20 protein-coding genes are annotated in these 20,935 nt (G+C 73.6%); 15 read left to right on the top strand and 5 right to left on the bottom strand.

Annotation, left to right across the window (positions count from 1 at the left end; translation table 11 throughout):
• Positions 1–38 precede the first annotated feature (38 nt).
• From A4V12_RS19860 to A4V12_RS19825, 9 genes are all read left to right on the top strand, one after another.
• Positions 39–914, top strand: a complete 876-nt coding sequence (locus A4V12_RS19860; RefSeq protein WP_064070694.1) for a DUF72 domain-containing protein — start codon at positions 39–41, stop codon at positions 912–914.
• Between the two features lie 30 nt (positions 915–944).
• A complete protein-coding gene (locus A4V12_RS38100) occupies positions 945–1,091 on the top strand; it encodes a hypothetical protein (RefSeq protein WP_199831326.1) in 147 nt (48 codons plus the stop codon).
• 28 nt (positions 1,092–1,119) lie between these two features.
• A complete protein-coding gene (locus A4V12_RS19855) occupies positions 1,120–1,527 on the top strand; it encodes a DUF3662 domain-containing protein (protein ID WP_064070693.1) in 408 nt (135 codons plus the stop codon).
• 103 nt (positions 1,528–1,630) lie between these two features.
• A complete protein-coding gene (locus tag A4V12_RS19850) occupies positions 1,631–4,060 on the top strand; it encodes a SpoIIE family protein phosphatase (RefSeq protein WP_064070692.1) in 2,430 nt (809 codons plus the stop codon).
• Positions 4,061–4,070: 10 nt separating this feature from the next.
• Positions 4,071–5,201 (top strand): sugar ABC transporter substrate-binding protein, encoded by a 1,131-nt coding sequence (locus A4V12_RS19845; RefSeq protein WP_064070942.1) that lies wholly within the window; start codon positions 4,071–4,073, stop codon positions 5,199–5,201.
• A 3-nt stretch (positions 5,202–5,204) separates the two neighbouring features.
• Positions 5,205–5,990, top strand: a complete 786-nt coding sequence (locus A4V12_RS19840; RefSeq protein WP_079137166.1) for an ATP-binding cassette domain-containing protein — start codon at positions 5,205–5,207, stop codon at positions 5,988–5,990.
• A complete protein-coding gene (locus tag A4V12_RS19835; RefSeq protein WP_064070690.1) occupies positions 5,990–7,198 on the top strand; it encodes a sugar ABC transporter permease in 1,209 nt (402 codons plus the stop codon). The genes A4V12_RS19840 and A4V12_RS19835 overlap by 1 nt, the downstream gene beginning before the upstream one ends.
• Positions 7,199–7,292: 94 nt before the next feature.
• Positions 7,293–7,769, top strand: coding sequence for a MarR family winged helix-turn-helix transcriptional regulator (locus A4V12_RS19830; protein WP_064070689.1), 477 nt, complete (start codon positions 7,293–7,295; stop codon positions 7,767–7,769).
• Between the two features lie 122 nt (positions 7,770–7,891).
• Positions 7,892–9,400 (top strand): MFS transporter, encoded by a 1,509-nt coding sequence (locus A4V12_RS19825; protein WP_079137165.1) that lies wholly within the window; start codon positions 7,892–7,894, stop codon positions 9,398–9,400.
• Here the strand turns inward: A4V12_RS19825 and A4V12_RS19820 are convergent.
• Positions 9,283–9,687 carry a ChaB family protein gene (locus tag A4V12_RS19820; RefSeq protein ID WP_064070688.1) on the bottom strand — a complete coding sequence of 135 codons (405 nt, stop codon included), beginning with the start codon at positions 9,685–9,687 and terminating at the stop codon, positions 9,283–9,285. The two genes, A4V12_RS19825 and A4V12_RS19820, sit on opposite strands and share 118 nt — an antisense overlap.
• Positions 9,688–9,875: 188 nt before the next feature.
• Between A4V12_RS19820 and A4V12_RS19815 the strand changes: the two genes are divergently transcribed.
• The 3 genes from A4V12_RS19815 to A4V12_RS19805 all read left to right on the top strand — a co-directional run bounded on the left by A4V12_RS19815 (position 9,876) and on the right by A4V12_RS19805 (position 11,759).
• A complete protein-coding gene (locus A4V12_RS19815; protein WP_064070687.1) occupies positions 9,876–10,325 on the top strand; it encodes an SRPBCC family protein in 450 nt (149 codons plus the stop codon).
• A gap of 235 nt (positions 10,326–10,560) precedes the next feature.
• A complete protein-coding gene (locus tag A4V12_RS19810; protein WP_064070941.1) occupies positions 10,561–10,965 on the top strand; it encodes a DUF6153 family protein in 405 nt (134 codons plus the stop codon).
• A 92-nt stretch (positions 10,966–11,057) separates the two neighbouring features.
• Entirely contained in the window at positions 11,058–11,759 is a 702-nt protein-coding gene (locus A4V12_RS19805) for a DUF305 domain-containing protein (protein ID WP_064070686.1), read from the top strand.
• A gap of 198 nt (positions 11,760–11,957) precedes the next feature.
• On the opposite strand, the gene A4V12_RS19800 is transcribed toward A4V12_RS19805, so the two are convergent.
• Positions 11,958–13,046 carry a hypothetical protein gene (locus tag A4V12_RS19800; protein ID WP_064070685.1) on the bottom strand — a complete coding sequence of 363 codons (1,089 nt, stop codon included), beginning with the start codon at positions 13,044–13,046 and terminating at the stop codon, positions 11,958–11,960.
• Positions 13,047–13,240: 194 nt separating this feature from the next.
• Between A4V12_RS19800 and A4V12_RS19795 the strand changes: the two genes are divergently transcribed.
• Together A4V12_RS19795 and A4V12_RS19790 are read left to right on the top strand one after the other, a co-directional pair.
• Positions 13,241–13,531 carry an STAS domain-containing protein gene (locus A4V12_RS19795; protein ID WP_434974781.1) on the top strand — a complete coding sequence of 97 codons (291 nt, stop codon included), beginning with the start codon at positions 13,241–13,243 and terminating at the stop codon, positions 13,529–13,531.
• Between the two features lie 5 nt (positions 13,532–13,536).
• A complete protein-coding gene (locus A4V12_RS19790; RefSeq protein ID WP_064070939.1) occupies positions 13,537–14,466 on the top strand; it encodes an anti-sigma factor RsbA family regulatory protein in 930 nt (309 codons plus the stop codon).
• A gap of 466 nt (positions 14,467–14,932) precedes the next feature.
• Here the strand turns inward: A4V12_RS19790 and A4V12_RS19785 are convergent, their stop codons facing one another.
• Positions 14,933–15,976 carry a DUF6777 domain-containing protein gene (locus tag A4V12_RS19785; RefSeq protein WP_064070684.1) on the bottom strand — a complete coding sequence of 348 codons (1,044 nt, stop codon included), beginning with the start codon at positions 15,974–15,976 and terminating at the stop codon, positions 14,933–14,935.
• A 353-nt stretch (positions 15,977–16,329) separates the two neighbouring features.
• On the opposite strand from A4V12_RS19785, the gene A4V12_RS19780 reads away from it, so the two are divergent.
• Entirely contained in the window at positions 16,330–17,667 is a 1,338-nt protein-coding gene (locus A4V12_RS19780) for a streptophobe family protein (protein ID WP_234372252.1), read from the top strand.
• A gap of 421 nt (positions 17,668–18,088) precedes the next feature.
• On the opposite strand, the gene A4V12_RS19775 is transcribed toward A4V12_RS19780, so the two are convergent.
• Positions 18,089–19,711 (bottom strand): trypsin-like serine protease, encoded by a 1,623-nt coding sequence (locus tag A4V12_RS19775; protein WP_064070683.1) that lies wholly within the window; start codon positions 19,709–19,711, stop codon positions 18,089–18,091.
• 396 nt (positions 19,712–20,107) lie between these two features.
• The gene (locus tag A4V12_RS19770; protein WP_107415459.1) at positions 20,108–20,620 is read right to left on the bottom strand and encodes a hypothetical protein; all 513 of its coding nucleotides are present in this window, start codon (positions 20,618–20,620) and stop codon (positions 20,108–20,110) included.
• Positions 20,621–20,935: the final 315 nt, after the last annotated feature.

Genomic DNA, 20,935 nt, shown 5'->3' with positions numbered 1-20,935 from the left:
CATCGTGACGGGCGCCCGCCCGGGGGTAGGCGGGCGGCATGGGCGACATCCTGATCGGTACATGTTCCTGGACGGACAAGGCACTTGTGGGCAGCGGGTGGTACCCCCCGGGGCGGCGCGACGCCGAGAAACGCCTCCGCCACTACGCCGAACGCTTCCCCGTGGTGGAGGTCGACGCCACGTACTACGCGCTGCCCAGCGCACGCAACAGCACCCTGTGGGCCGAACGCACCCCCGACGGCTTCCGCTTCGACGTCAAGGCGTTCTCCCTCCTCACCGGCCACCCCACCCGCACGGCCGCCCTCCCCGCCGACCTGCGCGACCGCGACACCGCTGATCCCGGCCTCCTCGACGAGATCTGGCACCGTTTCAGCGAGGCCCTGCGACCGCTGCGGGAGGCCGGCCGGCTGGGCACCCTGCTGTTCCAGTTCCCGCCCTGGTTCGCCCCCGGCCCCCGGGCGGAGGCGGTCCTCCACCGCACCAGGCGCCGCGCCGACGGCTGGCCGGTGGCCGTGGAGTTCCGGCACCCCGACTGGTGGCGCGAGGCCCGGCGGGCCCGTACCACCGCCCTGCTCACCGACCTGGACGCGGCCGCCGTGGCCGTCGACATGGCGCAGGACCTGCCCACGTCCATACCGCCGCTCACCCCGGTCACCTCCGGCGACCTCGCGGTCGTCCGCTTCCACGGCCGCAGCCCCGCCTGGGGCAGCGGAAGCAAGGAGGACCGCTTCCGGCACACCTACCGGGACGACGAACTGGCCGAGTGGCGGCCCCGGCTGCTCTCCCTGGCCGCCCGGGTGACGGAGCTGCACGTCCTGTTCAACAACTGCTGCGCCGACGCCGCCGTACGCGCCGCCGAGGCCATGTGCGACCGGATGCGCCCGGCCGCACATCGTCAGGACGCCACCGGGTAGACGTGCCGTACACGCTCACGAGGAGGTTCCATGTCCGGACTGATGACCCGCATCAAGCAGTTCACCCGCAGCCCGCAGGGGCGGCGGACGATCGACTCGGCGCGGCGCGCCGCCGCCGACCCCCGCAAGCGCGCCCAGGCCCGCCAGCTGCTGGGCCGGCTGCGCGGACGGCGGTGACGACGCGGCGAGGAGGGCGAGCGGGCACATGGCGAAGGGAACCCTGACACGCTGGGAAAGGGCTTTGGAGCGCTGGCAGAGCGCCCTGGTCTCCAAGGCCCTGCGGCACGAGCCGGTCGAGCTGCTCGACGCGCTGCGCCGCGAGTGCGACGGCCACGCCGTGGTGTGCAGCGGCACCAGAGTCGTGGTGCCCAACGCGTACGAGGTCGAGCTCGACGCCCGGGTCCACGAGGAACTGCTCCGCCACGGCGCGGGCGACGTCGGCCAGGCCCTCACCGACGCCCTGGCCCGGCACGGCGAGCGCCGCGGCTACGAGTGGGCCGGGCCGCTGACCGTACGCGTCGTCCCGGCCGACCGCCCCGCCGGCGACCCCTACCGGGTCGGCAGCAGCCCGATGCCGCACGTACGCGCCGACGCGTTCCCGGCGGCCGGATGACACGGCTGACTGGCTGCCTGTGCCCGGGAAGGCGCAGCATGGGGTAGAGGCGCCGACAGCGCCGCACGCTGGCGACTTCCCGGGTACGGAGGCGGTGCACGCGTTGAGCGGGCAGATCTTTGCGACCTTCGGGGTGGAGCTGGCCGCTGTCTACGTGCCGTCCGACAGCATCGACGAGCTGCGGCTCGCGGAGGTCGCCGGCGATGCGCGCGGATCGTACGTCATCCCGCCGGCGTATCCCCTCTCCGGCCGATCCCCGGTCGCCGACGCCTGCCGGGCGGGGCGGCCGCTCTGGCTGACGTCGCAGGACCCGGCCCTCGACGGGACGGCCGGCCCGGTCTCGCTGGGCGCGCTGCCGCTCGGCGGCGATCCGCTGCTGCTGGGCTGCCTGCTCGTCCTCCGCAAGGACGGCGAGGGCTTCGACGCCGACCAGCGGGCCTTTCTGGAGCTGTACGCCGACCAGGCGGCGGCCGGCCTCGAGGCGGCCGCCGCCCGGGTCGCCCCGCCCGTCGAGACGGGCTCCCCGGGCCCCGCCCTGCTGCCGATGCGGGGCGGCACCTTCTCCCTCACTCTGCGGACCGGCCACATGGAGGTGGACGGGCAGGTGCTGAACCTGCTCGGGGTGCCGCCGGCGGAGTTCGACGGCAACGTGTCCACGCTGCTGGAGTGCGCCGTCCCCGACGACGTCCCGGCCCTGATGTCGGTCGTCGAGCCCGACCGTGCGACCGGCCACCAGCAGCTGGCGTTCCGCGTCCGCCGGCCGGGCGGCGAACTGCGCTGGCTGGGGCTGCGCTGCCGGGTCGTGCCGGCCGCCGACGGCCGGCCGGAGCGCGTCCTCGGGGTGGTGGGCGACGCCTCCTACCTGCGCCCCACACCCGACGAGGTGTCCCTGGTGCAGCGGCTGTCCGCCGCGCTGGGCGGCGCCACGACCATCCGGGAGGTCAGCAGGGTCGTCGTGGAGTCGCTGCGCGCCCCGCTCGCCGCCACCCGGGTCGCGGTCGCCGAGCTGGAGGGCGACCGGATCGTCGTCACCCTGCTCGACCCGCCGAACCCCGATGCGTGGCCCGAGGTGTGGCGCGCCGAATGGCGCTCGGAGTGGCCCGACGCGTCCTGCCACACCCTGCCCACCCTGGAGAGCGCCCTGCGCGAGGGCCATGTGACCCTGTGGCCGCCGGGCGCCCCCCTCGAACCGGGCCTGTCCGGCATCGGCCCCGGCGGGCTCGCCGTCCTCCCCCTCCCGGCGGACGGCCGGATGGTCGGGGTGTGCCTCGTCGGCTGGGACGGGGAGCACCGCTTCGGACCGGAGGAGCGCTCCCTGCTGACGGCGACGGCCGGCCTGGTGGGCCAGGCCCTCACGCGCGCCCACGCCCTGAACGCCGGGCACGAGCTGGCCACGATGCTCCAGCGCAGCCTGCTGCCCCGCAAGCTCCCGGCGCTGCCGGGCGGCGAGGCCGTCGCCCGGTACCTGCCCGCGACGGTCGGCCTCGAAGTGGGCGGCGACTGGTACGACGTCATCCCGCTCGCCGACGGGCACGTGGCGCTGGTCATCGGGGACGTCCAGGGCCACAGCGCGGGCGCCGCCACGATCATGGGGCAGATGCGGACGGCGATCCGGGCCTACGCGGTCGAGGGCCACCCACCGGACGTCGTCGTGGCCCACGCCAACCGGCTCCTCGTCGGCATGGAGACCGACCTGTTCGCCACCTGCTGCTACGTCGACCTCGACATGGAGGAGGGGCTCGCCTGGTTCGTCCGGGCCGGGCACCTGCCGCCGCTGCTGCGCCTTCCCGACGGTGCCGCCGAGCCGGTGGAGGTCGAGGGCGGCCCGCCGCTCGGTGTCATGGCGGAGGCCGAGTTCCCGCTGACCGAGGTCGGTCTCGTTCCCGGCACGCTGATCGCGCTGCTCACCGACGGCTTGGTGGAGTCCGCGAGCCTGCGCCTGGAGGACGGGATGCGCGCCGTCTGCCGGGTGCTGCGCGGGGCCGACCCGGCCGACCCCGGCCGGGTCGCCGACGAGCTCGTCGCGGGCACCCGCCGGCGCGACGACGACGTGGCGGTGCTGCTGCTGCGCTACGACGGGATGCGGGTGCGCCCGATCCGCGCCCGGTGGGCGGTGTGGCGGCTGCCCGACGCCGTCATGCACGCCCGCCGCTTCACGGCCCGCACGCTGCGCGGCTGGGGGGTGACGGAGGAGGTGGACGTCGCGCTCCTGGTCGTCTCCGAGCTGGTGACGAACGCCATCGCCCACACGCAGGGGGAGGTGCGGCTCGACCTGACGCTGGCGGGGGACCGTCTGCGCGTCGCCGTGAACGACGCCTCGCCCCGCGCCCCCGTCAAGTCCGCCGGCATGGACTGGGAGGCCACCGGCGGGCGCGGGCTGCTGCTCGTCGAGGCGATGACCACGGCGTGGGGGTCCGTGCCGCTCAGCGGCGGCAAGCAGGTGTGGTGCGAGATCGCCGTCTCACCGGGTGAGCGGGCCGGGGACGGGGGTGACGCCGATGCGCCGCACGCGCCGGTGGCAGCGGGGGAGTGAGGTGGACACGATGGACAGCACGCACGCCCGCGGGACGCGCGCCCGGCGGCGGACCGTGACGGCGGCCCTCGCGGCGGCCGGGCTGGCCCTCACCGCCGGTCTCACGGCCTGCGGGAACGCCGCCGAGGTCCGCGAGCCGGGCACGGGCGTCGACCGCGACGGGCGGTCGATCGGGCTGCTCCTGCCGGACGACACCAACCGCTTCAACGCCTTCGACCGGCCGCTGTTCGAGCAGCGCGTCGCCGAGCTGTGCGCGGACTGCGAGGTGGAGTCCGCCAGCGCGCAGGCCGATGTCGCGACCCAGCAGCAGCAGGTCGACGCCATGATCACCAAGGGCGTACGGGTCCTGGTCCTGGACGCCGTCGACTCCCGGTCGCTGCGGTCCTCCGTCGAACGGGCCCGGGAGGCCGGCATCGAGGTGGTGGCCTACGACCGGCTCGTGGAGGGCCCGATCTCGGCGTACGTCTCCTTCGACGGCGAACGGGTGGGCCGGCTCCAGGGCGAGGCGCTGCTGCGCGCCCTCGGCGACAGGGCCCGGGACGGACAGATCGTGATGATGAACGGTGCGGCCACCGACCCGAACTCGGCCTGGTTCAAGCGCGGCGCGCTCGCCGCGCTGGAGGGCAGGGTCGCCATCGGCAAGGCGTACGACACCGCCGAATGGCTGCCGGTGAACGCCCACATGAACATGTCCGGGGCCATCGCCTCCCTGGGCGCCGACAGCATCGACGGGGTGTACTCCGCGAACGACGGCCTCGCCGCGGGCATCATCTCGGCCCTCAAGTCGGCCAAGATACGGCCGCTGCCACCGGTGACCGGGCAGGACGCGGATCTCGCCGGGATCCAGCGGATCGTGGCGGGGGAGCAGTACATGACCGTCTACAAGCCGTTCCGGCAGGAGGCGTACGCCGCCGCGGAGATGGCGGTCGCGCTCGTACGGGGACAGCGGCCGGACGGCGTCGCCACGGGCACGGTGGACAGCCCCACCACCCGCGACATCCCCTCCGTCCTGCTCACCCCGGTCTCCGTGACCGCGGGCGACATCGAGAAGACCGTGATCAAGGACGGGATGTACACGGTCGACCAGATCTGCACCCCGAAGTACGCGGCCGACTGCGAACGTGCCGGCCTGACCCCCTAGGACGTGGTTCACATGCCTGCACCGCCCCTGCTGGCGCTGAAGGGCATCTCCAAGCGGTTCGGCGCGGTGCAGGCGCTCGCCGACATCGACCTGGAGATCCGTGCCGGCCAGGTCGTCGCGCTGGTGGGCGACAACGGCGCCGGCAAATCGACCCTGGTCAAGATCATCGCGGGCGTGGACCCGGCCGACCACGGAGTCGTCGTCTGGGACGGGCGCCCGGTCCACATCACCCGGCCGCACGAAGCGCAGGCCCTGGGCATCGCGACGGTCTACCAGGACCTGGCGCTGTGCGACAACCTCGACGTCGTGGGGAACCTGTTCCTGGGCCGGGAGATCCACCGGGTCGGCGTCCTGGACGAGGTGGAGATGGAGCGCCGCACCCTCGGACTGCTCGACACCTTCTCCATCCGCATGCCCAGCGTGCGCGTCCCGGTCGCCTCCCTCTCCGGCGGGCAGCGCCAGACGGTCGCCATCTCCCGCTCGCTGCTGGGCGAGCCGCGACTGGTGCTGCTGGACGAGCCGACCGCGGCGCTGGGCATCGAACAGACCGCCCAGGTCCTCGACCTGGTCGACCGCCTGCGCGAGCGCGGCCTCGGCGTCCTCCTCATCAGCCACAACATGGGGGACGTCAAGGCCGTCGCGGACTGGATCGCCGTCCTGCGCCTCGGCCGCAACAACGGCTTCTTCGACGTGACGACGACCTCGCACGAGCAGATCATCTCCTCCATCACCGGGGCCACGGACAACGCGGTGTCCCGCCGCGGGACCCGTGAGTGGGAGGTGGGCTGATGAGCGGCGGCAGCGGCACCGCGGGGGACCGGCCACACCGCTGGGGAGCGCTCCGCGACAGCCTCCGCAGCGGTGAACTCGGCTCCCTCCCGGTGCTGCTGAGCCTGGCGTCCATCTGGCTCATCTTCGCCTCCCTCGACGAGAAGTTCCTCTCGCCCCGCAACCTGTCCAACCTCAGCGTCGACATCGTGGGCACCGGGCTGATCGCCGTGGGAGTGGTCTTCGTCCTGCTGGTGGGGGAGATCGACCTGTCGGTCGGCTCGGTCAGCGGCCTCGCGGCGGCGGTGTTCGCCGTGCTGAACGTCCAGCACGGCATGGCGGAGGTCCCGGCCGTGCTGGTCGCGGTCGCCCTGGGGGCGGCCATCGGGGCCGTGCACGGCTTCTTCTTCGCCAAGGTCGGCGTCCCCGCGTTCGTGGTCACCCTCGCCGGGCTGCTGGGCTGGAACGGCCTGATGCTGTACGTCCTCGGGTCGAGCGGCACCGTCAACCTCGACGACGAGGGCCTGGTGGCCATGCTCACCAGCCACTACTTCAACGACGTGGCCGTCGCCTACGGGGTCGCGGCGCTCGGCACGGCCGGGTACTTCCTGGTCTCCTTCCGCGACGCACGGCGCCGGATCGCCGCCGGGGTGCCCGCCCGGACCGGCGGCGGGATCGCCGTGCGCACCGGAGCCCTCGGAGCGGTGACCTTCGCCGCCGCGTTCGTCCTCAACCGGTTCCAGGGCCTGCCGCTCGCCCTGCTCATCTTCATCACGGTCCTGGTCGGCCTGGACCACGTGCTGCGCCGCACCACCTACGGGCGCATGATCTTCGCGATCGGCGGCGGTGTGGAGGCCGCCCGGCGGGCCGGCCTGGGCGTGGTGCGGGTCCGGATCTCGGTGTTCATGGTGTCGAGCACCATGGCCGCGGTGGGCGGCCTGTTCCTCGCCTCCCGGGTCACCTCGGCCAGCCAGGCCTCCGGCGGCGGCAACCTGCTGATGAACACCATCGCTGCCGCGGTCATCGGAGGCACCAGCCTCTTCGGCGGCCGGGGCCGGGTCTGGTCGGCGCTGCTCGGCGTGCTGGTCATCCAGTCGATCGCCTCGGGCGTCGCCCTGCTGGGCATCCAGGCCGCCGTACAGTACATGATCACGGGCGGGGTGCTGCTGGTCGCGGTGGTCATCGACGCGCTGTCCCGGCGGGCCCAGAAGGCCCACGGCCGGGTCTGAACCGGCGCGGGGCACGGACACCACGGACCGGCGCCCCGCCACCGCCCATTGACTATGTTGACATAGGTATCTTGCTATACCTAAAGTCCGGGGTATGCCCGCCCCAGACCCGTCCGCGCAGGACATCAGCGACGTCGCCACCGGCCTCGCCGCCGTCCTGCCCGTGCTGCAGCGGGCCCTGGACCGCCGGCTCGCCGGGGACTTCCCGCACCCCAGGCCCCCGGAGGGGCAGCTCGCCCTGCTGCGGCTGGTCGGGGAGCGCGACGGCATCACCGTCCGCGAGGCCGCCGACGCCCTGCTGATGAAGCCGAACAACGTGAGCGCCCTGGTCTCCCGGATGACCGAGGACGGCATGCTGGAGCGCCGCCCGGACCCGGCGGACAAGCGCGTCGCGCACCTGCACCTGACGGCCGAGGCCCGCCGCCGGCTGACCGCGGTGCAGGAGCTGTTCGACGGGTACGTCACCGAGGCCCTGCACGCGCTGACGGACGGCGAGCGCGACGCCCTGGGCTCCGCCCTCGGCGCCCTGCACGGACTGGCGCGGCACCTCCACCCCGCCACCGCCCGCTGAGGCACACCCCCGGACCGGAGCGAGGCCGCGGCACCCCACCGTGCCGCCGCCCGCCCCCGGGGCGCACCCACACCCTCTCGGGGCGCACCCACGCCCTCCGCACCAGGAAGCACCGCACACCCATGCCCTCCACCGCCGTGGAACGCTCACCCCTGCCCGCACACGCCTCACCCACCGGCCCCGCGGCCGCTCCCCGAGGTCGCCGGGGCAACCCCTGGCTCACCCTCGTCGCCGTCGCGTTCGGCCTGTTCATGGTCGGCCTGGACGGCTCCGTCGTCGCGATCGCCAACCCGGAGATCGGCCGCGACCTGCACGCCTCCACCGCGGACCTGCAGTGGGTCACCAACTCCTACCTGCTCGCCCTGGCCGCCGCGCTGATCCTCGGCGGGAAGCTGGGCGACCGCTTCGGACGCCGCACGTACTACCTGGCCGGCGTCGCCGGATTCACCCTCGCGTCCGTCGCCATCGGCCTCGCCGGTTCCATCGAGGGCGTCATCGCCTTCCGGGCCGCGCAGGGCTTCTTCGGCGCGCTGCTGATGCCCAACACCCTGGGCCTGCTGCGGGCGGTGTTCCCGCCGAGGAAGTTCGGCATGGCCGTCGGCATCTGGGCGATGGTGTCGTCCGTCTCCACCGCGCTCGGCCCCATCGTCGGCGGCCTGCTCGTCGAGCACGTCTCCTGGCAGTCGGTCTTCTACGTCAACGCGCCGATCGGCGTCGTCGCGCTCGCCTTCAGCGCCCTCGTCCTCCCGCAGAGCAGGAACCCCGCCGGTCACCGGCGCTTCGACGTCCCCGGCGTCATCCTCCTCGCCCTCGGCCTGGTCGTCGTCGTGTTCGGCGTCGTCAAGGGCGAGACGTGGGGCTGGACCTCCGGCCCGACCCTCGCCACGCTCGCCGCCGGGCTCCTCGTCCTCGCGGTCTTCTGCCGGTACGAGACGCGCGTCGAGCACCCGCTGCTGCCCATGCGGCTGTTCCGCAGCCCGGCGCTGACCATCGGCACCGTCATCACCGCCGCCAACTTCTTCGTGCTCCTCGGCGTGATCTTCTTCGTCATGCTGTACCTGCAGAACGTCCGGGGCTTCACCCCCGTCGAGGCGGGCGTCCGCACCCTGCCGCTGAGCCTCGCCTCGGTCGTCGCCTCGCCGCTCGGCGCCGCGCTCACCGACCGCTTCGGCGCCCGCCTGACCATGCCGCTCGGCATGCTGCTCCAGGCAGCCGCCTCCTTCGGGATGCTCGGCTGGGATGCGCACTCCTCGTACGCGGCGATGTGGCCGCCCTTCGTCGCGCTCGGCCTCGGCGTGGGCATGGTGATGGCCGCCTCCTCCGAGGCCGTCGTCGGCAGCGCGCCGGTCGAGGACGCCGGCGTGGCGGGAGGGCTCCAGGCCACCGCCCTCCAGGTGGGCGGGGCGCTCGGCACCTCGGTGCTCGTCTCCCTCATCAGCAGCCGGGTCGGCACCGGCGGCCGCGGCGAGGACGGTGAGCAGCGTGCGACCCACCCGGCCACACCGCCCGCCGCTCAGGACGACCGCGCCTGCCGTGTACGCGTCCTGTTCTCCCTGCGGATCGCCTCCGCCAGCTCCTGCTTGGACATCCGGGACCTGCCCGTCACGCCCAGCCTGGCGGCCACCTCGTAGAGGTGCTGCCGGGTGGCGTTCTCGTCGACGCCCTCGCCACTGCGACCGCCCTGCTGCCGGGGCCGGGCCGCCCGCGGGTCCGAGGGCCCCTTGCGCCCGCCCTCCTTGCGCTCCCAGTGGTCGCCGACCTTCTCGTGCGTGTGCTTGAGGGCGCTGTACGCCACCCGGTGGGCGCGCTCGCCCTCGCCGTACTCCTCGACCGCGGAATCGTGCGCCGCGACCCACGTCCGGCGCGCGCTCTCCGGCGAGCGCCGCAGGGTCGACGGCAGCTCCTGCTCTCCCGGCACGCTCCTCACCTCCTGCCACCGCACCGGACCGTTCGGGACGGGTGTCCGCGAGCCGCCGGGACAAACGGGTGAGGAACAGGGGTCATGAGTACGGGGGACGGGGGCACACGAGGGCCCGAGGACACCGATGAGGTCGATGCCCGGCGTACGGCCGGGCTGTCGGATCCAGGGAAAGGACGCAACAGCACATGTCGCAGGTCGAGGAATCCATCGAAGTCCGCGTGCCGGTGCGCACCGCCTACAACCAGTGGACCCAGTTCGAGACCTTCCCGCAGTTCATGGAGGGTGTGGAGCGGATCGAGCAGCGCACCGACACCCTCACCCACTGGGTGACCCAGGTGAACGGCGCGGCCCGGGAGTTCGACGCCGAGATCACCGAGCAGGTCCCGGACGAGCGCGTCGCCTGGACCACCGTCGGCGGCGAGGCGCGGCAGGCCGGTGTGGTGACCTTCCACCGCATCGACGACACGACCACCAAGGTGATGCTGCAGATGGACTTCGAGCCCGACGGGTTCACCGAGACCGTCGGGGACAAGCTCGGCTTCGTGAAGCGGCAGGTCACCGGTGACCTGAAGCGGTTCAAGTCCTTCATGGAGTCCCGTGGTTCGGAGACCGGCGCCTGGCGGGGCCAGGTCTGAGGCGGGAACGCGGGGGCCGGGCCGGACGGGTGACACCGCACCCCTTCCGGGCCCTGCCTGCCGTGACCCGGCGCCCCGTGGTGGCAGGCTGGGGTGCGTTAACTCCAAGCGCTCCGCCACAGGGGTTGCTGGGCCGGGCCCCCGGACGGCACCGACCGTCCGGGGGCCCCGGTCTGTCCACAGGCGGGACCACCCGTCAGCGGGGGACGAGGGGCGGGCCCTTACGATGGCCACCATGAGCACCGGTCACCACCGCCGTCGCGTACGCCTCCCGGCGTACCGGGGCGCGTTGCTGATCCTGGCCGTACTGGCCGGGGTGCTCGCCATGCACGGGCTCGCGCCCGGCACCCTCGCCCCGCACCCCGGCGCCCACTCCGGGACCCACGCGAAACCGGCCGCCCATGTCGCCGGTGACGCCTGCGACCACGTCGAGGAGGGCGGCGGCGGGACGGGCCACGCCCAGCACGCGGACTCCACCTGCGCGGCCGGCGGAGTGTCCGGCGCCCCGGGGCAGCCGCCCCTGCCGGCCGGCACCGTCGAGGCGGCCGCCCGCACCGCGCTCCACGCCCGCCCGGGTGGTGCGACGGTGTCCGGCCGCGCTCCGCCCGACCTCGCCCGACTGCAACTCCTGCGCATATAGGGACGCCCCGCGCGGCGCACCGTCCTCCCGCGAGGACGGCCGACGCCGTGCCCGTGAATCCGTCCCACCGCATGCAAGGAGTCGCACCACCCATGACCGCAGGACGTCTTTTCCGAGCCCGCAAGGCCGCCGTCACCACCGCGGCCGCCGTCACCGCCGCCCTCGTCGTCGCCGCCTGCGGCACCGACGGCGCGGACACCTCCCACGCGGAACACGGCAGCGCGCCGTCCGCGTCCGCGTCGCCGTCCGCCTCCGCGCCGGGCGCCGTCGAGAAGGGTGGTCACAACGCCGCCGACGTGGCCTTCGCCCAGGGGATGATCCCGCACCACCGCCAGGCCGTCGCCATGTCCGTCATGGCGCGGGAGCGGGCCTCCGCCCCGGAGGTCAAGGAACTCGCCGCCGCGATCGAGAAGGCCCAAGGGCCCGAGATCCGGACGCTGTCCGGGTGGCTCACGTCCTGGGGCGAGCCGGTGCCCGCCGAGGACGCGGCCGGGCACTCCGGGCACGACGGCCACGGTGAGGCCACTGCGTCCGCCGGGACCACCGGGGCGAGCGGGATGGCCGGGATGATGACCGAGCAGGAGATGGACGACCTGGAGAAGTCCTCCGGCAAGGCCTTCGACACCGCCTTCCTCAAGCTGATGATCAAGCACCACGAGGGCGCGGTGGCGATGGCGCGCACCGAGCGGCAGCAGGGGGCCCACCAGCCGGCCAAGGCCATGGCCGACGACATCATCGCCTCCCAGTCCGCCGAGATCACCCGGATGAACGGGCTGCTCGGCAGCGGCGGCTGACCCGCCCTCCACCGACCGCGGCCCGAGCGGCCGGCGGCGGCACCGTATCCGCGGTGCCGCCCCCGGCCGGGCCTCCCCCCGGCCGTGGCGCCGCGGCCGTGACCCCGGGGCCACGCCCCCGGTGTCCCCGGCCGTGCTCGTCACAGGCTGAGATCACGGCCCCCCGGGGTCACGGCCCGGGGGCCACGGCTCCGAAGGTCAGGCCGCCGCGTGCGCCGGGACCCGGTCGCGGCCCCCGGGGTGCCGGTGGCGCCAGAACCAGAACACGGCACTGGACACCAGCGCCCACGTACCCAGCACCGCGAAGGGGAACAGGTGCTGGTGCCCGTTGAAGTACACGGCCGTGTGCTGGGCGTTCACCGACGCGCCCGGCGGCAGCCAGCGGCCGATGTGACCGAGCGCCGACGGCAGCAGCGGCCAGGACACGGCGCCGCCCGAGGAGGGGTTGCCCAGCAGCACCATCAGCCCCCAGGTCGGCAGCATCGCCCACCGCCCCATGAGTGTGTTGAACATCGTGAAGACCATGCCGGAGGTGAACATCGTCAGGGTCAGGATCATCCAGGACTCCGCGAACGGCAGGTCCACGGCGCCGAGCAGCCAGTCGACCGCCGCGGCGATGGCGAAGCCGCCGAGCAGCGCGTACGCCGCCGTGAAGACGATCCGCTCGGCCGGATCGAGCGCCCGGGCGTGCACGCTCAGCTGGATCGCCCCCACGAAGCCGATGATCACCGCGGCGAGCGAGATGTAGAACAGCGCCAGCCCCCGCGGGTCCCCCTCCTGCAGCGGCTCGATGTCCCGCACCACGACCGGTACGCCCGTAGCCCGGCCCACCGAGGCCCCCGCCTCGGCCAGCAGCTGCGCCACGGACGCCCCGGCGGCGCCGACCACGTCCAGCCGGACCCCGCCGCCGCCCGGCCGGCCGGCGAGCACGGCGAAGACCTCCTGCTCGTCCACCGCGCGGCGTGCCGCGGCCTCGCTTTCGTACCGGCGCAGCTTCAGCGAGGCGTTCAGCGCCCGTTCCATGCCGGCGACGAACCTCGCGCCCTGCGCCGTGTCCAGGGGACCCACCACCGCCGTGGGGATGTGGCGCGGCGTCGGGTTCGCCATCGTGTACGTGTACGAGCCGGCGAACAGCGCGGCGGCCGCGGCGAGGATCAGCACCAGCACGGTGGCCGGCAGGAAGGGCGACGCCTTGAACGCCGCCCACGCGTCACCCCGGGCCGGCGGACGGCCGTGGGCGCCGTGCGGGGACCCCCCGGGCTCCTTGGCATCATGCGTATCGGACATGCCGTCAGGCTAAAGCGAACATATCCCTCCAAAAGGCGGGAACGCGCGCTGATGGCGGGCTCCGCGGGGGCCACCGGCTTCGTCCGTGGCGGCGCGGGAGGTACCGTCATGGGTCGGACGGAAGTCACGGAGGGGCGATGGCCGTACCGCAGTCGCAGGCGGTGTCCGTTCCAGGACGCCCCCGGTGTCCCCTGGTGTCCGAGTGCGGCCCGGGGGACTGCGTGAGGGTGTCGGGGCAGGTGTACCTCGATACGCTCACCGACTGGGAGCGGATCCTGGGCGGCTTGGCACGACGTGAGGGAGACATCCGCATGGACATGACGGATCTCTCCTTCGTGGACGTGGCGGGCGCGACCTCGCTCGCGCGCACGGCGCAGCGCCTCCCGGAGGGCCGGCGGATCGTGGTCCGCAGGCCGCCGGCGTCGCTGACGCGGTCGCTGGAGCTGTTCTGGCCGGAACTGGTGGCAATCGAGGTGGTGGAGTGAACGTGATGGCGCAGACGGCCGAGCCGTTCACGCACCCTGCCCTGTTCTACGCCGACGAGGCCGGGTACCTGGCCGGGACCGTCCCCTTCGTCGAAGCCGGCCTCGCCGCCGGCGAACCGGTCGCGGTCGCCGTCCCCGGGGAGAACCTCGCCCTGCTCCGCAAGGCACTGGGCGGCGACGCCGACCGCGTACGCCTGCTGGACATGGAGCGGGAGGGCCGCAACCCCGGGCGCATCATCCCCCGAGTGCTGCGCGGCTTCGCCGACGCACACCCGGGCAGCCGCGTACGGATCATCGGCGAACCGATTTGGCAGGGCCGCAGCGTCGGCGAGTACCCGGCCTGCGCCCAGCACGAGGCCCTGATCAACCACGCCTTCGCCGGGCGCGAGGCCACCATCCTGTGTCCGTACGACACCGCGAAGCTCGACCGGGCGGTGCTGGACGACGCCCGGGCCACCCACCCGGTGCTCATACAGGACGGCGTCGAGCGGACCAGCGACGCGTACGCCCCCGACCGGATCGTCGACGGCTACAACCTGCCCCTCGTCCGGCCGCCGGGCGCCGCGCACGTGGCCTACGACGCCGACCTGCTGCCCGACGCCCGCGGCTTCGCCCTGGATCGGGCGGACGTACTGGGCCTGCCCGCCGACCGCCGCGACGACCTGGCCCTGGCGGTGGCGGAACTGACCACCAACAGCGTGGTCCACGGCGGAGGCACGGGGACGCTCTGGGTGTGGGCCGAGGACGGCCACCTGTTGTGCGAGGTACGGGACCGCGGCCGGCTGACCGACCCCCTCGCCGGTCGCCGCCCCGCGCAGCCCGGCCAGATCGGCGGGCGTGGCCTGCTGCTGGTCAACTACCTCGCCGACCTCGTACGCGTCCACAGGGCCGACGACGGCACCACCATCCGCTGCTACTTCGGGCTGCGGTCCTAGGGGGTGTCTCGCCGGTCATGCCGGGCTCCCGGCGTCCGTCACCGCGCCTCGCGGCGTTGTCGTCATGGTTCCGCCATGACTGCCTCCTCCGCCTTGTGATGCACGGCGCCGGACGCCGCTCGCCGATCCGGCCTGATCGACAAGACACCCGCTAGACCTCCCTGCGGAGGCCGGCGACACGAACAGCGACGGACCTGTCTCCCGGACGCACCGTCCCCTCCCGCGCGGCGGCATTCGCCGTCGTCCTGGCGCACACCGGTTCGTCGCCGGGCCTGCCGCTGCGCGGAGACACGAACGCTGATCGAGAGGCGGCTCGCGGCTGAGCCGGCCGCTCCAGGGGTGGGCCCCTCCCGCGCCGGACGCCGGACCCTCCTCGCGCCGGAACCCGCCCGCTCCGGACGCCGGGCCCCGCCCGCGCCGGGGCGCGAGCGGGGCCGGGATCGGTGGCGGGCGGGGCCCGTAAGGGTCAGGACGCCGGGGCTGACGGGTCGGACGGGCCCGAGGGATTGGACGGGTCCGACGGGGCGCCGGTGTCCGTGCCGGGATCGGTGCCGGAGTCGGGGGGCGGCTCGACGGTGGTCTCCCCGGCGGGCGGCTCCGTCGTGGTCCCGGTGTCCGGCGACGGCGGGTCCACCGGGGACTCGGGCGGCTGGTCGCTGGGGGAGGGCGGAGTCTCGGGCTTCGGTGAGGACGGGGTCGGGGACGTCGCGGTGCCGGTGGGCGCGGTCGTCGGCGCCTTGGTCGGCTTGTCGCGGTCGGCGTTCGAGTCGCCCGGCCGCCGCGCCACCCACTCACCGGTCTTGGGGTCGACGATGACGAAGGTCTTCACGGGCTTCGGCGCCGGTTTCACGACGACCGTGTTCTCCAGCCGGTAGCCCGGCCACGGTGTGCCGACGGGCCGCGGGGCGGTCTTGCCGATCACCGGCTCGCCGAGCGGGTTCCCGCAGGCGCACCGCACGCGCGGCACGCCCCGGTTGTCCACCAGCACCGCGGTGCCGGCCTGGAGCACCGCCTGGTACGCGCGCGGGGCGCCGTCCCGGTACCCGTGGTTGGTCACCCAGGTGTCCGCGCGCAGCTGGAGCGGGGTCAGCGCCCGCAGGTAGTCCGGCACCGTGGGCGGTTCGATGCGCAGCGCCTGGGCGAACGCCTTGTTCTTGGCCGGCTCCGCCGCCAGGTACTCGATCTGGCGCTCGACGTCGCAACTGGGGGCGTTCTTCGTGCCGCCGTACAGGCCGCGCCGGGAACCCTCGTACTGCCGGACGGAGTTGTCGCCGGCCGGCGGCGCGGTCGTGGGGACCTGCACCGGGGGCGAGGCCGGTTCGGCGGGCTGGCGGGCCGTGGATTCGGTGAACGGGTCGGGGCCGCTGGCGGCGGCGTTCTGCAGGGAGATCGTGCCGCCGCTCCCACCGCCGCCCCCGCCGTCCTTCTCCCCGCCGCTCGGGCGGGTGAGCACGACGGCGACCACCACCGCCACGACGATCGCGGCGGCGGCGATGGCGATGCGGGGCACGGAGCGCCACCACGGACGGTCCCCGCCCCCCGGACCGCCGGCGCCACCGCCGTCCCCGCCGCCCGGACCTCCCGGCCCACCGGCCTGGTGCGAACCGCCGGTCCCGCCGCCACCGGGGGCGGAGGGCGGCGGTGGGCCGCCCTGAGGAGGCGTGGAGTGACCCGAGACGGGGCCCGGGGGAGGGCCGGTCGGGCGATCGGAGGGCGGTTGGGAAGTCACGTTTTTCCCTTTCTTCCGTTCCGCGCCCATTGTGTGCTCCGGCCGGGCGGGTGCCGCAAGCGGAGGGGGGCCGCCCGATGACACTCCGCCACCGTCCGGAGGCGGCAGGCCCGTCGCGCGCTTACGGTGGCAGCGTGATCCGCCAGGGACCCCACGCATCGAACCCCGCGCCGCACCCCTCGTCCGGTGGTGCCCACGGCGCCGTACGCGACTGGGTCGACGCCCTCGTCACCGTGCTCGCCGCACTGGCCGCCATGGCCGTCGTCGCCGCCCTCGGCCTGTGGGCCGCGGGCGCCGCCGACCTGCCGGGCGGGGCGTTCCCGCGCGTCGTGGCCGCCGTGGTGGTCATCGCCGCGGGCGGCTCGGTGGGCGTGTCCGGCCGGGCGGGCGGCCTCGCGGGCACGGACGCGGAACTCACCGTCATGCCCCTGTCCGTCGCCCTCACCGGCGCCCTGGTGGCCGGCTGGTCGTTCCTGCGCCCCCTGCGCCACCACGCCGTCACCCGGACCGGTGAACTCCTCGCCCGGGTCGCCCGGACCGCCGTGCTCTGGCTGGCCGCCCTCGCCGCCCTCACCGCCCTGGCCCGGCACACCTTCACCATCGTGCCGCCCGACTCGCCCATCGACATCATCGGCGGCCTGCTGGACGCAACACCCACCGTCGGCTTCCAAGCCGACCTGGGCCCCACGCTCGCCTTCGGCCTCCTGTGGCTGCTCGGCGTCCTCGCCATGGCCCTGCTCGTCTCCCGCCGGGCCCCGCTCCCCGCCCGGCTGCTGCGCTACCAGGCACCGGTGCGCCCGGCCGCCTTCGCCATGCTGTTCCTGCTCCTCGCGTACGTCGTCATCGGCCTGGTCGTCGGCCTGATCGTGGCGGCGACCCGGGGACACGCCGCCCAGACGTTCGCCGTCATCCTGCTCGGCCTGCCCAACGTCGTCTGGCTCGCCCTGGGCCTGGGCATCGGCGCCTCCTGGGAGGGCAGGGTGGAGGGCCCGTTCGGCCTGCCCATGCCCCACGTCCTGGACGTGGCGCTGCGCGGTTCCGAGAACACCACGCTGGACGTCGCCGCCCTCGCCGAGCACGACGGGCGGGCCTGGCTGCTCATCCCGGTCGCGGCCGTGCTGCTGCTGGCCGCCGCCTTCGTCATGGCGGTGCGCTCACCGGCCGGCACCCGGCTGTGGCAGTACGCCGTCCACCTCGGCGTCGCCTTCGCGCTCACCATGCTGGTGGTCGTCCCCCTCACCCGTGTCGTCGCCCGGCTCGGCCTGTCCATCCTCGGCATCGTGGAGATCAAGGACCTGGGCGGCCAGGTGTCCCTGCACCCGAACCTGTGGACCGCCGTCGGCCTCGCCCTGCTGTGGGGCCTCGTCATCGGCCCCCTCGGCGGGCTGCTCGCCGCCCGCGTACGCCGCAGGGGAGAAATCCCTCCCGCCCCCGGCGCGCCCCCGCCCCCGCCCTCATCCCCGGCTCCCTAGGTCGTGTCCGCAAACGATCCCGGGTGGGTTGGCGGAGCCGGAGGATGAGCGAGGCGAGGTGCGCTCCGGCTTGGTAGGGGTGGCGATCGCGCGGAGCTGCTTGAGGCGGTTGAAGCGGCGTTCGACCGGGTTCGGCTCTTGTCGAGCTCGCGGTCGAAGGCTGGTGATCTGCTGTGCCCACCCCGACGACGAGGTCCTCATGACGGAGGCACTCTCGCCCGGGCGGCGGCCGGTGGACGCCCGTCGTGATCGTCGGGGCCACGCACGGCGAGGGGGACCCGTCGCCGGAACAGGGCGAACCCCCGCGCCTGGCCGAACTGCGGTCCAGCGCCGCCCTCCTGGGCGGCGCGCGGGTGGTCCACCAACGCGCCCGGTGTCCGTGGCGCCGGGAGATGCCACGGACACCGGGCGGGGACTGGTGTCAGAGGGTGCCGGTGATGGCGATGGCGTCGGGAGTTCCCGGAACGCCCTGAAGGTCGAGCCGCGTGGTGGCGGCCCAGGTACGGTCGGTACGGCGGACGGTGTGCAGGGCCTTGTTGTCGGCAGTGGTGACGGCGAGCTGGAGCTCGCCGTCCACGGCAGCCGCGGAGAGGGACTTGGCGGTGACGACGCCGAGGACGTCCTTCAGGTCACCGAGGGGGGACCAGGTGCCGTTTCCGTTGCGGATCGCGTGGTACTGGCGGGTGCCGTTGTCGGTGGCGATGACGATGTGGGCGTCGTTGCCGGCGCCGGCCATACTGACGGAGGTGATGGGGCCGGTCGGGGAGCCGACTGCCGCGGCGACGTCGCCCCAGTTGGTCCAGTGGCCGGTGGTGTTGCGGATGGTGTGGAAGGCCTTGCCGCCGCTGATGGCGGTGACCTGGAGCCGGCCCCCGGCGCTGGCGGTGGCAGCGGCCGTGACCTTGCCGATCGGGCCCACGGCGCCGGCGATGTCACCGAAGCCGGTCCAGTGGCCGGTGGTGTTGCGGACGGTGTGGAAGATCCTGCCGTCGGCGACGGCGACGACGTGGAGGTCATTGCCGATGGAGACGGCGGAGACCTGTGTGAGGTTGCTGAGGCGGCCGGCGACAGCCCCGACGTCGCCGAAGGTGCCCCACGTGCCGTCCGCCTTGCGCACGGTGTGGAAAAGGCGGGCGTCCTTGCTGATCGCGAGGACATGGGTGTCACCGTTGATGCCGGCGGTGGCGGCGTTACGGATGCCGCCGATGTCTCCGGCCTTGGTCTGGACGTCGGTGAATCCCGTCCAGTCGCCACCGGCGAGACGGATGCCCTGGTGGAGGGTGTCGCCGGCCTGAACGAGGGTCTCGGTCTTCCAGCCGGTGGCCAGGGCACGGGTCCGCAGGATCCAGTCGCGCAGGTCGTCGGTGCGGACGGCGACGGCGCCCGTGCGGGTCTCGGCAGGGTCGGTGCCGAGACAGCCACCCTGCCAGGAGCGGCTGTTCAGGGCAACGAGTTCACCATTGGTGTTCAGCACCGGGCCGCCGGCGTCGCCCTGACAGATGGTGCCGCCCGGCCCTGCTGCGTCGAGGGCGAGAGTGGTGGCAGTGCCGGCGGAGGCCTTGAAGGAGGCCGTGTGGACCTTGCCGGGGACCCACGTGGTCTTGGTGCGGCCGTAACCGGCGGCGGTGACCGCGGCATCGGCGGCAGGGGCGGCGGGGGCGAGTTTGACCGGGGCGGCGTCAGCGACGAGCCGGTCCAGGCGCAAGAGGATCAGGTCGCGGTCGGCGCGGGGGGCGAGCTCGGTGACGCTGTAGGTCTGGGAGCCCACGACTGCCTTGACCGGCTGCTTCGACACCCCGGCGGTGACGCCGGTACCGAAGCAGCTCTTGGCGGTCAGGAGCCAGTCGGCGGCGATCAGGGTGGCCGAGCAACCCCGGGCGGTGGCCTCGTCGCCGATGGTGAGCTGGGCCGTGTAGGCGTGCGCGCCGGCGTCCGGGGTGCCCACAGCGGCGTGAGCGGAGCCGACGGCGAGAGGGAGGCTGAAGCCTATGGCGAGCGTGAGGCCGGCCGTCATCCACGGAGGCCGCGGACGCGAGTTGAACATGAGCATTCCTTTGCAGAGGTGGGAAGCGGAGCGCGCTGAACCGAGCAGCAGCGGCGCGCAGCCGCGTTCCGGTTCTGTGCGACACGGAGCCCCTTGGAGAGGCGGGGCGTCAACAGGCGAGTCGGGCGCGATCAACGCCGACGATCTTCTTGTTGCCGTCCAGGGCCACGACGCTCGTGCGGTGACGGCGGAGCCGGCACGGCCGGCGGCTCAAGGCGCTGGCGAACAGGACGGCAAAGGTTGGCGATCGTGGGGTCGGCGATCGGCTGCCCCGGCGAGGGGGCTCGCGACGGGGAGCCGCTGGCCGGGTCAAGCCGAGCGGCGAACGGTCGAGTGCCCTTCTTCAGGCGGAGGGCCGGCGTGACGGCGGAAGGGCACCACCGGCGCCGGTCGGCCTCAGCCCGTCACTCGGAGCTCCACGAGGACGGCGGGGCGCGGGTTCTTTTCGTCGCCCTCGCCCACGGGCTTGTAGTCGTCCTTCGGGACATCGACAGTCGTGGTCTTCCCATCCGTGGTGAGGCTCGCCCGGACGGCGCGGTCGTCGGTCCGGATGGCGTGCACGCGGTCGACTTCGAGGCTGAGATATCCGCTCTTTCCCGTGGTGCTGAAGCAGTAGCGGCCCTCGTTGTTCTGGAGGGTCCACACCTGGATCTGATGGGGAGCGGAACAGTCCGTCAGGGTGATGTGACCGTCACCTCGGTGCAAACGGATGCCCTTTTCCTTGAGGATTCCTTCGGCGCCCGGATAGGTGAAGTCTTCTATGGCGTAGGGCGGTTCCGCCTCGGCGCCGTTCGCGGCGCTCAGAGCTGCCGGCGCGGTCTGCGGGGCGGCGGTCGCCGAGGTGAGAGCGGAGATCCCGGTGAGCGTCACGACAGTGCCGGCAACGCCCGCGAGCATCATTTTGCGCATGCCAAATATCACGAGAGTTTCCCTTCGGAGGACGCGGCGCAAGACGGCAGCCGCAAAGAAGGCCCGTTCGCGAGGGCCTTTTAGAAAGTATCACCCTCATTCATCGACCTGTCACACCGTCAACCCGCATAACGAGCTCATAACGGATGATCTGCCGATGGAACGCAACGGCGTGACGACCCGTCATGCCGGAATCGTGAATTCCATATCCGGTGAAGGTGCCGGCGACTTCAGATATATGCTTCGTCGGCCGACATTCGGCGACCCCGTCCTGACCAGGCGGGGTTTATTGAATGGAAAACAGAAACGTGAATA

This window comes from Streptomyces noursei (assembly GCF_001646665.1).
Taxonomy (GTDB): Bacteria; Actinomycetota; Actinomycetes; order Streptomycetales; family Streptomycetaceae; genus Streptomyces; species Streptomyces lavendulocolor.
Note: the sequence above shows the minus strand (reverse complement) of the source record. Positions and strands in the feature narration are given on the sequence as shown.

Excerpts from the sequence above, each read along its gene's own strand:
- A4V12_RS19775 (WP_064070683.1), bottom strand. The coding sequence starts at position 19,711 with ATGTTCAACTCGCGTCCGCGGCCTCCGTGGATGACGGCCGGCCTCACG.
- A4V12_RS19825 (WP_079137165.1), top strand. The coding sequence starts at position 7,892 with ATGCCCTCCACCGCCGTGGAACGCTCACCCCTGCCCGCACACGCCTCA.
- A4V12_RS19770 (WP_107415459.1), bottom strand. The coding sequence starts at position 20,620 with ATGCGCAAAATGATGCTCGCGGGCGTTGCCGGCACTGTCGTGACGCTC.
- A4V12_RS19845 (WP_064070942.1), top strand. The coding sequence starts at position 4,071 with ATGGACAGCACGCACGCCCGCGGGACGCGCGCCCGGCGGCGGACCGTG.
- A4V12_RS19815 (WP_064070687.1), top strand. The coding sequence starts at position 9,876 with ATGTCGCAGGTCGAGGAATCCATCGAAGTCCGCGTGCCGGTGCGCACC.
- A4V12_RS19810 (WP_064070941.1), top strand. The coding sequence starts at position 10,561 with ATGAGCACCGGTCACCACCGCCGTCGCGTACGCCTCCCGGCGTACCGG.
- A4V12_RS19800 (WP_064070685.1), bottom strand. The coding sequence starts at position 13,046 with ATGTCCGATACGCATGATGCCAAGGAGCCCGGGGGGTCCCCGCACGGC.
- A4V12_RS19860 (WP_064070694.1), top strand. The coding sequence starts at position 39 with ATGGGCGACATCCTGATCGGTACATGTTCCTGGACGGACAAGGCACTT.
- A4V12_RS19835 (WP_064070690.1), top strand. The coding sequence starts at position 5,990 with ATGAGCGGCGGCAGCGGCACCGCGGGGGACCGGCCACACCGCTGGGGA.
- A4V12_RS19855 (WP_064070693.1), top strand. The coding sequence starts at position 1,120 with ATGGCGAAGGGAACCCTGACACGCTGGGAAAGGGCTTTGGAGCGCTGG.
- A4V12_RS38100 (WP_199831326.1), top strand. The coding sequence starts at position 945 with ATGTCCGGACTGATGACCCGCATCAAGCAGTTCACCCGCAGCCCGCAG.
- A4V12_RS19790 (WP_064070939.1), top strand. The coding sequence starts at position 13,537 with ATGGCGCAGACGGCCGAGCCGTTCACGCACCCTGCCCTGTTCTACGCC.
- A4V12_RS19830 (WP_064070689.1), top strand. The coding sequence starts at position 7,293 with ATGCCCGCCCCAGACCCGTCCGCGCAGGACATCAGCGACGTCGCCACC.
- A4V12_RS19805 (WP_064070686.1), top strand. The coding sequence starts at position 11,058 with ATGACCGCAGGACGTCTTTTCCGAGCCCGCAAGGCCGCCGTCACCACC.